Origin of the sequence: Clostridium sp. 1001283B150210_160208_E6 (assembly GCF_015669365.1) — a bacterium.
In the GTDB taxonomy this organism is placed as follows: domain Bacteria; phylum Bacillota; class Clostridia; order Clostridiales; family Clostridiaceae; genus Clostridium; species Clostridium paraputrificum.
This window is the reverse complement of record NZ_JADPAA010000015.1, coordinates 74,928-85,664: the sequence shown is the minus strand read 5'-3', so window position 1 is coordinate 85,664 and position 10,737 is coordinate 74,928. Positions and strand designations below refer to the sequence as shown.

The 10,737-nt window shown below is 30.0% G+C and carries 9 protein-coding genes and 1 riboswitch; of the genes, 6 read left to right on the top strand and 3 right to left on the bottom strand.

Features of this window, described 5'->3' with window-relative positions:
- Positions 1–100 precede the first annotated feature (100 nt).
- Positions 101–628, top strand: a complete 528-nt coding sequence (locus I4V16_RS14285) for a DUF1836 domain-containing protein (RefSeq protein WP_049178261.1) — start codon at positions 101–103, stop codon at positions 626–628.
- 34 nt (positions 629–662) lie between these two features.
- A complete protein-coding gene (locus I4V16_RS14280) occupies positions 663–1,100 on the top strand; it encodes a GNAT family N-acetyltransferase (protein WP_049178260.1) in 438 nt (145 codons plus the stop codon).
- A gap of 47 nt (positions 1,101–1,147) precedes the next feature.
- Here I4V16_RS14280 and I4V16_RS14275 read toward each other — a convergent pair whose 3' ends face one another.
- The 3 genes from I4V16_RS14275 to I4V16_RS14265 form a co-directional block, all read right to left on the bottom strand.
- Positions 1,148–2,380, bottom strand: coding sequence for an MFS transporter (locus I4V16_RS14275; RefSeq protein WP_099313904.1), 1,233 nt, complete (start codon positions 2,378–2,380; stop codon positions 1,148–1,150).
- Positions 2,381–2,506: 126 nt separating this feature from the next.
- Positions 2,507–3,715 (bottom strand): helix-turn-helix domain-containing protein, encoded by a 1,209-nt coding sequence (locus tag I4V16_RS14270; protein WP_161954492.1) that lies wholly within the window; start codon positions 3,713–3,715, stop codon positions 2,507–2,509.
- A gap of 204 nt (positions 3,716–3,919) precedes the next feature.
- On the bottom strand, positions 3,920–5,308 hold the full coding sequence (locus I4V16_RS14265) for an MATE family efflux transporter (protein WP_049178256.1): 1,389 nt from the start codon (positions 5,306–5,308) through the stop codon (positions 3,920–3,922).
- 228 nt (positions 5,309–5,536) lie between these two features.
- Positions 5,537–5,627: riboswitch (NiCo riboswitch) on the top strand.
- A gap of 124 nt (positions 5,628–5,751) precedes the next feature.
- Between I4V16_RS14265 and I4V16_RS14260 the strand changes: the two genes are divergently transcribed.
- The 4 genes from I4V16_RS14260 (at position 5,752) to I4V16_RS14245 (ending at position 10,665) form a co-directional block, all read left to right on the top strand.
- Positions 5,752–8,247, top strand: coding sequence for a cation-translocating P-type ATPase (locus I4V16_RS14260; protein WP_195966914.1), 2,496 nt, complete (start codon positions 5,752–5,754; stop codon positions 8,245–8,247).
- Positions 8,248–8,365: 118 nt separating this feature from the next.
- Positions 8,366–8,998: a TetR/AcrR family transcriptional regulator gene (locus I4V16_RS14255; protein WP_099329672.1), complete on the top strand. Its 633-nt coding sequence runs from the start codon at positions 8,366–8,368 to the stop codon at positions 8,996–8,998.
- Entirely contained in the window at positions 8,985–9,875 is an 891-nt protein-coding gene (locus tag I4V16_RS14250; RefSeq protein ID WP_049178403.1) for an ABC transporter ATP-binding protein, read from the top strand. The genes I4V16_RS14255 and I4V16_RS14250 overlap by 14 nt, the downstream gene beginning before the upstream one ends.
- Complete coding sequence (locus tag I4V16_RS14245) at positions 9,865–10,665, top strand: ABC transporter permease subunit (RefSeq protein WP_049178402.1); 801 nt, start codon at positions 9,865–9,867, stop codon at positions 10,663–10,665. The genes I4V16_RS14250 and I4V16_RS14245 overlap by 11 nt, the downstream gene beginning before the upstream one ends.
- The last annotated feature ends 72 nt before the right edge of the window (positions 10,666–10,737 follow it).

Below are 10,737 nucleotides of genomic sequence, written 5' to 3'. Positions count from 1 at the left end.
TTTATGCAAAAAAACTTTCGAAACCTTGATATATAAAGATTTAAAAAGAAAAGTAGTGTAAAAAACTTTACACTAACTTAAATAGAGAAGGGGTGGATTTATGAAAAGTGATAAGAAAAAAGGGATTGTGGAGGAACTTTTAGACTATCATTGTCCAAGATATTCTGAATTACCTAATATTCCTTTATATAAGGATCAAGTAATTGTATATATTGAGGAAGCATTATCTGCTTTAAATATTAATAAGGATGAAATGTTACTTACGCCCACTATGCTAAATAATTATGTTAAACATAAGTTATTACAGCCTCCAGTTAATAAAAAATATGATAGAAATCACTTATCGTATTTAATTGTTTTATGTGTATTTAAACAGGTTTTTAGTATTTCTGAAATATCAGAACTAATAAAAATTCAAATAGGAACTTATGATGTTGAAGAAGCTTATGATTATTTTTGTATTGAACTAGAGAAGACTATTAAGTTTGTGTTTGCTTCAAATGGTGGTTCAGAGCAAAGTTCTGCTCAGAAAGTTACAAGAGAATCTGAACTTGTTAGGTCTGCAGTACTATCTGTTATTAACAAAATTTATATTCAATATCAATTAAAAGAAAGAAATCTTAAATAGTAATTATATTAATGAAAAAACAGTAGGTGAATAAATGGAGTATAGAGAACTTAATGAAACTCATTTGAAAGATATGGCTACTCTTTTTGTAAAAGCATTTAACACTTATCCTTGGAATGAAGAGTGGACAGAAGAAATTGCTTATAAGAGATTAGCACAGATGATAAATTGTGATGGATTTTATGGAATGGTTGCAATAAAAGACTCACAAATAGTTGGAATGATTTTTGGACGACAAGAACAATATTATAATGGCGTAATATTTGAAATAAAAGAATTTTGTGTTGATATAACCTTAGGAATTAAGGGGCTTGGAACACAAGTATATAATGTTTTCGAGAATAGATTGAAAGAGATGGGAATAAAAGAAATAGTCTTAAATACATGTAGAAGTGATAAGACTATAGGATTTTATGAAAAGCAAGGATTTGAAGTATCAGATAGTATAGTTGTTATGAATAAAAAAGTTTAAAAGAAAGAAGCTCTGTAAAAATATTACAGGGTTTCTTTCTTTAGATATTAGTTGTTAGCTTCAAAAAGTGGTTGGATAGATTTCTTATTACGTACTATTAATAAATAAACACAAAGCATTCCTATTAAAGAAAATATTACAGCAACTAATCTGTAGGATAAAACTTCCCCTAGAGCTCCAGCTAATAGTTGAGAAACCATAACACCAAATTGTATAGAAACAGTTAGCAAGCTACTAATTCTAGCCCTCATACTTGGAGGGATATAGCTTTGTACTGCAACCTCTCTTAGGGTAGCACTATTAACTCCAAGAAAACCACAAATAAATCTAGATATTAACATTCCAATGTAGGGGAGAAATAGAAGTGTAGCATCTAAGATATTGTAAATTTTATAAACGAGTTCTGCTATTTTATATCTTTTGTTTGTAGGTATTTTTATAGCATAGTGTATAATACCGCCAAGCATACGTCCTAATGTTTCAGCGCTTATTAACAAGGAGTACATTGCAGTGGTTAGAAAAGATGAACTTTGAAAATAAGTCATTATCATAAGATTTACCCCATTACCCATTCCGTTCGTTATAGCCATATAACCATATAGACCTTGTACACCCTTTTCCTCCTTTAAATATTTCAAAGCCTCAAATATTTGGCTAAAGTAAGATTTCAAGTTAAAGGAGTTATTTAATAATAAGCTAGTTTCATCAATACTTATTAACATTTCAAATCCAGAAGTAATTAATAATAAGATTCCCTCTGCAAATAAAAGAAGGTGTATTCCGTAATTTTGATATAGTATTGCTGATATGGGAGATATGAATACAGTAACTGTTGGATAAATAATTGAAGATATAGAGTAACCTTTTTGCATAAAACCCTTAGGTATAAGTTCTGGATATAATGCAGAATAAGCCGTTGAATATATAGAACCTATAGCGCCTGTAATTATTCCAAAAATCATGTAAGTTATATAATCAAAACCTTTAACTACTACATAAGAAGCAAATAGAATATAAATTATTCCCATAATACCATCTAGTGAAAAAATTATAGTTTTTCTCTTATGGCTATCTATATATGGTCCTAACAATATAGGTAATATTACTGTTGGTAACATGGAGCTTGCTGTAAACAAGCCAGTCATCCAAGTTGATGATGTATTATCAAAAACAACTAAACTTAATGCAACATTCATAGCTACTCCACCTATAGCACTAATTACAGTTCCTATGGTGATTATAGTAAAGTTTTTACTCCAAAGAGTTTCTTTGTTTTTCATTGTGTTATTCCCCCCTATATTTTCCTGATAACACAATTATATGATTAAGCTTAATGAGAAACAATTCAGTATATTTGGGAAAATCATACTCCATTATACATGTTTAGATTGATTAAAATGAATGCCTTAGGAAAATAAATGATTCATATCTTTTAAAATAGTAAAAGCCTCTTTATATTTTCTTCTATGAATATATGATTCTATCATAAATATAGAGTGGAATTGCTTAAATCCATAATGTATCTCATTTTCAATGGTACTATATATTTCCTTTAATAAAGTAAAGTATTCTTCTGAGTCTAGGTAGTTATCTTTATACCTTAGTTCGATTAAATGTATCATCTTATAATATAATTTTGGCATATCTGTATTATATATTTTTTTGGCTTCTTCTAGATATTTATAACCCTCATCCTTTTTGTTAAGCTCACAATAAGCTATAGCGAGTTTGTGGCAGACCAAAAAAATGTTAAAATCATCTTTATATATAGAATAAGCAGATAATAAATGAGGAATAGCTTCAGCATACTTTTGCTTTTCTATGTAAGAAGCTCCAATATTGTAATTTACATCTGCTTGAATTTTATAATCTTTACGGCATAATTCAAGTAGCTTTTTGTATGACTTTAGCATAAGAGTGTGATTAAATAAATTGGCATAACTAGAGCCTTCAATAAATGTGATTTTTTTCATTACCATGAAATTACCTTCATCAGAAGCACGTGAAGAGCCTATAGCACAATATGCTAAAGCTTCTTGGTATTTTCCTTCTGAAAACATTAATTCTGCCATAGATAAAGAAACAAAGCTATTAGGTAATAAATTATCAGCTTTTTGTAAAGCATAAAATTTTTTCTTGAAGTCTTCCTTTAGATAAGAATATATGTATTCGTAAAGAAATAGGGTGGGTTCATTCATATACTCCTTAAATAGTTCTAAAGATTTAAGAAGAGATTTAGCATTTGTACTATCTTTTTTATTATATAATTGATATACCCGAAATAATTGATATTCTAGGCCTAATTCGCTGTATAATAACTGTTCATCTGCTATAGATAATTCTTTTTCTTCTTCAGTAGTAGGTTCATCATGAAATGTTTTATCAAAGAAGTTAAAAAGCAGAGATTTATATTTTGAGAGAAGTATCTTGTCTCTTAAATAATTTATATTTAATGCTTTAAATAGTTGATCTATTATTTCAGGGCTTGGATCTGCAACCCCTTTTTCTATTTTGCTTAAATATGATACAGCACAAATTCCTTTACATAATCCTTCTTGGGAATAATTCCTTTTTAATCTATTATATTTAATTAAATAACCAATATAATTTTTCATAGTATACTCTCCTTTCTCTTCCATAAGTAAATTTTATCATAGATATTCCTATATTCTAATATTGTAATATTGTAATATGGTAATGAGTATATATTCTTTAGTACCAGTTATTATAAATTAAAATATAAAAAGAGAAATCAATAATTGATTTCTCTAAAAATAATAAACCTATTAAACTTTAACTGTTTTATACGTACTGTATTATTAACAGCTTTTTTCAAGTGTTGTCTTTTCCTCTATTATTTCTTCATGAGGAAGCCAATTAGCCTTTTTATAATATATAAGCAAGATTGCAGCACTTGCAAACCAAGTGATTGGATATCCAAAGAAAACAATTTTTATATCTTTAAAAATTGGTGTGAATGTTAAAACCCAAGCCATTCTTAAGAAACACCAACATAGTACCATTATTATCATAGGCACAGTAGTTTTACCTGCTCCCCTAAGTACACCTGAGAATAGATGAGAAAGTCCTAAGAATATATATCCAGGGGCTAAACATTTCATCATTAATGTACCATAATAAATAACATCACTATCATTTGTGAAAATCTTTAATATGTTTGGAGTAAATATCATTATAATAGCAGAAATGATAACAACAGTAATTAAGCTAAAGATTGTCCCAATTTTAGTACCTTCTTTAACACGATCGTATTTTTTTGCTCCTATATTTTGTCCAGTAAATGTTGTTATAGCCATAGCAATGCTCATAACAGGCAGAATTGCAAAACCATCTATTTTGGCATATGAACCACACCCAGCCATAGCTAATGTTCCAAAGCTATTAATATTTCCTTGTACAACAACATTTGAAAGAGAAACTATAGTATTTTGTATACCTGTAGGTAGTCCAATTCTAACAATCTTAATAATTTGCAACTTATGAAATCTTATATCTCTAAGTATTAATTTAAAGCTATTAGAAGTTCTTACTAATACAAATAAAGTTAGACCAGCGCTAACAAATTGAGCTATTAGAGTAGCAAATGCAACCCCTGCAACACCCATATCAAATATAGCTACAAATAATAAATCTAGAATAATATTTATTACTGAAGACACCATTAAGAAATATAATGGTCTTTTTGAATCGCCAACAGCACGTAAAATACCACTACACATATTATAAACAACAATTCCAAGAATCCCACCAAAATAAATTTGAAGATATATTGTGGATAATCCCATAACATCTTCTGGTGTTCCCATAAGTCTTAAAATAATAGGAGAGAGTACAATACCTACAAAAGTCATAAATATTCCAGAAGCAAGTGCAAGTGCTACTGTAGTGTGTACTGCATCATGCAACTTTTTATCATTTTTTGCACCATAGTATTGAGAAATTACAACTCCAGCACCTACTGAAATTCCCATGAAAAAGCTAACTAATAAATTAACAAGTGGTGTGGAGGAGTTTACTGCAGCTAATGCCTCGCTTCCAACGAATTTACCTACAATAACTGCATCTACAGTATTATAAAGTTGTTGAAATAGATTTCCTAGAAGTAAAGGAAAGGCAAATCCTATAAGTTGTTTTCCAATTGAACCTTCAGTCATAAGACCATCATTCGATAATTTTTTTTCTCTCATAACATAACTCCTATTGTGTCAATATTTCTTTAGATTTTTTGAATAATTCATAAAAATTCTAAAACATTCCTTTAAATATATTAGCACTAATGTAAAAATATTGCTATATAAACTTTGGCGCAAAATTGGCTTATTAAGAATAATAAGTAAAAAATGAAAATAATAGTATACATAAATATAAAATTTTAATATAATATATAGTAATCTCTTTGCACTGCATATAAATCTACAGTACAAACTGATCAGGCCGATGAATTTATTTAGTTTATGGAGCCGGGCCTTAGGGCAACAGGATTTTTAAAATACCTGTGGGACAGTATATTGTTCTACAGGTATTTTTTTATTTACCTTTAGAGCAACAACTGGATAGAATCTTTAATGCAATGCCATAGAGCTATCAAACAAAATATTCCTAAATAATAGGAAAAATGGAGGTAAGTTTTATGACAGAACAGAAAAAGGTACAAACTATGAAAGGCTTAACAGATGAAGAAGTAAGAATGGCTCGGAATAAGTATGGTAAAAATGAACTTATTCCAACTAAAAAGGAAAGCCTATTCTTAAAAATTTTAGAGGTTTTAAAGGAACCAATGTTTTTATTACTATTAGTTGCAGCTGTTATATATTTCATACTTGGAGAACCTCAAGATGGTGTAGTAATGCTTGTATTTGTATTAGGAATAATAAGTATTGATATTATTCAAGAGTGGAAGACAGATAAAACTCTAAGTGCATTAAAAAATCTTTCAGCACCACATATAACTGTTATTAGAAATGGTGTTGAAAAGAGTATTAACAGTGAGGAACTAGTACCAAATGATTTAATGATTATTACTGAGGGGGTAAAAATACCAGCTGATGGTAATGTGTTGGTAGCTAATGATCTCTGCGTAGATGAATCATCATTAACTGGAGAAGCAGAAGGTGTATGGAAGTGCATTGATGATAATAATAGTGATGATTATTGGAGAAGGGACTATTGCTATGCAGGAACTTTAGTAACTCAGGGGAGAGGGATAGTCAGGGTTGATAAAATAGGAAAAGATACGGAGTATGGAAAGATAGGTATTAATATTTCAGAAGCACCAGATACTCCAACTCCACTTCAAAAGCAAACAGGTAAATTGGTTAAGATATGTGCAACTATAGCAGCAGTGCTGTTTGTGTTGGTTTGTATAATAACCTATTTTAATTTGCCAGACCATAGCTTAAAGGAAAGAGTAATTGAAAGTATTCTTTCAGGAATAACACTTGCAATGGCTATGATTCCTGAAGAATTTCCTGTCATTTTAACAGTATTTTTATCAATGGGAGCTTGGAGATTAGCAAAGAAAAACTCTCTTGTCCGTAGGCTTCCTTCAGTAGAAACATTAGGTGTAATATCTGTTTTATGTGTGGATAAGACAGGAACTATTACAATGAATAAAATGGCTTTAAAAGAAAGTTGGGCATTAAAGGATATAGATGAATTAGATGTTACAATGGGGATGGCTTGTGAAACAGATCCTTATGACCCTATGGAACAAGCTATGCTTAAGTATTGTGAAGATAAAGGAATATCAAAAGAGAAGTTATTTAAAGGCAGATTAGTTACGGAATACTCTTTTACTAATGAAAAGAAGATGATGGGACACGTATGGGAAAATGATGGAGTAATAAGTGTTAGTGCTAAGGGTTCTCCAGAAAAGATTCTAGATATATGCTTATTATCAGGGGATGAAAAGAAAAAAGTAGAAGAGAAAATGTATGAAATGTCATCAAAAGGGCTAAGAGTTATAGGCGTAGGTAAGATGATTATAAATAATGGTGATATTCCAAAGAGTTTAGAGGAATGTAAGTTGGAATTTCTAGGACTTATAGGCCTTCAAGATCCACCTAGAGAAGGAATAAAAGATGATATAAAGATGTGTCTAGATGCTGGAATTAGGGTGGTTATGATAACTGGTGATAATGGAATTACTGCAAGTTCAATAGCTAAAGAGGTAGGAATTCCACATAGTCAAGGAATAATTACTGGTGAAGAATTAAATAAAATGGATGATGAGGAACTAAATAAAAGGATAAAAGATGTTAGTATATTCTCTAGAGTTGTACCAGAGCATAAAATGAGAATAGTAAAGGCATTTAAGGAAATTGGTGAAGTGGTTGCTATGACTGGCGATGGAGTTAATGATGCTCCAGCCCTTAAGTATGCTGATATTGGAATAGCAATGGGTAAGAGAGGATCAGAGGTTTCAAGAGAAGCAGCAGATTTAATTCTTTTGGATGATAACTTTTCTACTATTGTAGATACAGTAAAGGATGGTAGAAGAATCTATGATAATATAAGGAAGGCAATAGGATATGTGTTTGTTATTCATATGCCAATTGCATTTGCTTCATTATTAGCACCACTTTTAGGAATAAGTGCATCATCTTTATTGTTATTACCAGTTCATGTTGTGTTGTTGGAACTATTAATTGATCCAACTTGCTCAATTGTTTTAGAAAGGCAACCTGCTGAAAGTGATATAATGAATCGTAAGCCAAGAGATCCTAGGGAAGGAATATTAACTTCAAAAGTCCTTGTAAAAAGCATAATTCAAGGTCTAGTTTTATTTGCCGCTTCCTTTGGAACTTACTACTATTATTTAGAGTCAGGTATAGAGCTTGCACGATCTATGGGGTTGGCTATAATAATGATTTCTAATTTGCTTCTTGTCCAAGTAAATAGTTCAAACAGTGAATTAGCTTATAAGTCTATAATTAAGCTTAGAAAAGATAAGGTTATGTGGTCAGTAGCAATAGGTACCATAGTAGGATTAGTTATAATACTATATACTCCATTATCAGGATTTTTAGGGCTAGTACATTTAGGAACAAGTGAAATATTAAAGGTATGTGGAATTTCTTTAGTATCAATTCTATGGTATGAAGTTGTAAAATTATTTAAGAAATAAAATATGAAGGAGCCGTAGAAAAATTAATGCTACAGCTCCTTTTTTAATTCGTTATGGGGTTGTAAAAAGTAGTCAATCAAATATAATGTAATTAACCGAATAGGTTTAAGGGGGTACAATGAGAGAAGAGTTTTTTAATTTGCCAAAAGAAAAGCAACTTAGAATTATAAATGCTGGCTTTGAGGTATTTGGAAAGAATGAGTATAAACGTGCAGTAACTGATGATATAGCTGCTAAGGCAGGAATATCAAAGGGATTGCTATTTTATTACTTTGGAAATAAAAAAGCACTATATATGTACCTTTATAATTATCTCTCTGATACAGTTGCTGAAAGTGTTATGGATAATAATGTTGAAAAGATAACAGATTTTTTTGAGTTAATAGAATATGCTATTAAAAAGAAACTAGCTATACTAGGGAAAAATCCTTATATAATGGATTTCGCTGTAAGAGCTTTTTATTTGGATAAAGAAGAAATGGCAAAAGAGCTGTCAAATGATCTTGGTGAGAAAACAAGTAATTTACTAGAAATTTATTTTTGTAATATCAATTTTTCAAAGTTTAAAGAAGAGGTTGAGCCAAAAAAGATACTACAAATGTTATTTTGGTTAACGGATGGATATATGCATGAGAAGCGAAGGATAGGGAAAGAGATAGATATAAATAAAATTGTAGAAGAGTTTAATTGTTGGACTGAAATGCTTAAAAAAATCTCATATAAGGAGGGGTATTTAAATGGGCATAATTGAAGTTTCTAATATTACAAAGGATTATGGCAATAATAAAGGGGTATTTGATGTAACCTTCTCAGTAAACAAAGGTGAAATATTAGGATTTTTAGGACCTAATGGAGCAGGTAAAACAACAACAATACGTCAACTTATGGGATTTATTAGGCCGGATAAGGGAAATGTAAAAATTAATGGCTTAGATTGCTTTGATAAAGCAGAGGAAGTACAAAAGGTTCTTGGATATTTACCAGGAGAAATAGCATTTATGGATGATATGACAGGTATGGAATTCATAAAGTTTATAGGAAATATGAAAGGAATGAAAGATTTTTCTTCTGCAGAGGAATTAATGAAATTCTTTGAATTAGATCCAAGTGGAAAAATTAAAAAGATGTCTAAAGGGATGAAACAAAAGATAGGTATAGTATGTGCTTTTATGCAAGATCCAGATATATTAATATTGGACGAGCCTACTAGTGGATTGGATCCTTTAATGCAGAATAAGTTTGTGGAACTTATCTTAAAAGAGAGAGATAAAGGAAAAACAATACTTATGTCATCCCATATTTTTGAGGAGATAGAAAATACTTGTGATAGAGTTGCAATTATTAAAGAAGGTCATATTATTGCAATAGAGAATATGGAAAAGCTTAGAGAGAATAAGCGTAAGATATTCCAAGTAACATTTAATGATGAAAATGAAGCAATTAAATTTGCTGAAGCTACAAAGAAAAGTTCAAGAGATGGAAATATTGTTGATATAAAGGTTTCTAAAAATGTAGATGAATTTATTAAAACTTTAAGTAAATATGTAATAAAAGATATTAATATTAGGACTCAAACTTTAGAAGAGTTATTCTTACACTATTATGGAGGTGAAAAGAATGATAAATAATACTTTATTTAAGAGAGAGCTTAAATCAAATTACAAAACAATGCTTATTTTTATAGCATTAATTTCTATGTATTCATCTGTAGTTGTACTAATGTTTGATCCAAAGTTAGGTGAAAGTCTAAGTGTTATGGCAGAAAGTATGCCAGAGGTATTTGCAGCTTTTGGTATGATGAATGCGGGAGCAACATTAATTGAGTTTGTTGCAAACTATTTATATGGATTTATACTTATAATAATACCTACAATATGTATTATTATACTTGGTAATAAGCTAATTGCAAGATATGTTGATAAAGGTTCTATGGCGTATCTTCTTGCAACTCCTAATAAACGTAAGAATATAGTTACTACACAAGCTGTATTTATGGCATCTGCTATTCTAGTTTTAGTTGGTATTGCTGTATTAATTGGTATAGGAGTAGGACAAATTGCATTCCCAGGAGATTTGGATATAAAGAAGTTCTTATTGCTTAATGTTGGTTTATATGGACTATTATTCTTTATTGGAGGAATGTGTTTCCTATCATCTTGTACATTTAATGACAGTAGATATTCCTATGGGGTAGGTGGAGGACTAGCAGTAGTTTTTATACTTATTCAAATGCTTTCACAGGTTGGAGATAAACTTGAAAAGTTAAAGTACTTAACTCCGTTAACCTTATTTCAACCAGATAAGATTATTGCAGGGGATTCAAGTGCAATTGTATGTTTTGCAGTTTTATATATAATTGGACTAATAATGTATTTAGTTGGTATTAGAATATTTATGAAAAAGGATTTCCCAGTTTAATATAGGTTAACTTTTTTGTAATATAAGTTGATTTTTACTCCATTGCTTAAGTTGGAAGGCTTTAATATACTT

Excerpts from the sequence above, each read along its gene's own strand:
- I4V16_RS14285 (WP_049178261.1), top strand. The coding sequence starts at position 101 with ATGAAAAGTGATAAGAAAAAAGGGATTGTGGAGGAACTTTTAGACTAT.
- I4V16_RS14280 (WP_049178260.1), top strand. The coding sequence starts at position 663 with ATGGAGTATAGAGAACTTAATGAAACTCATTTGAAAGATATGGCTACT.
- I4V16_RS14275 (WP_099313904.1), bottom strand. The coding sequence starts at position 2,380 with ATGAAAAACAAAGAAACTCTTTGGAGTAAAAACTTTACTATAATCACC.
- I4V16_RS14270 (WP_161954492.1), bottom strand. The coding sequence starts at position 3,715 with ATGAAAAATTATATTGGTTATTTAATTAAATATAATAGATTAAAAAGG.
- I4V16_RS14265 (WP_049178256.1), bottom strand. The coding sequence starts at position 5,308 with ATGAGAGAAAAAAAATTATCGAATGATGGTCTTATGACTGAAGGTTCA.
- I4V16_RS14260 (WP_195966914.1), top strand. The coding sequence starts at position 5,752 with ATGACAGAACAGAAAAAGGTACAAACTATGAAAGGCTTAACAGATGAA.
- I4V16_RS14255 (WP_099329672.1), top strand. The coding sequence starts at position 8,366 with ATGAGAGAAGAGTTTTTTAATTTGCCAAAAGAAAAGCAACTTAGAATT.
- I4V16_RS14250 (WP_049178403.1), top strand. The coding sequence starts at position 8,985 with ATGGGCATAATTGAAGTTTCTAATATTACAAAGGATTATGGCAATAAT.
- I4V16_RS14245 (WP_049178402.1), top strand. The coding sequence starts at position 9,865 with ATGATAAATAATACTTTATTTAAGAGAGAGCTTAAATCAAATTACAAA.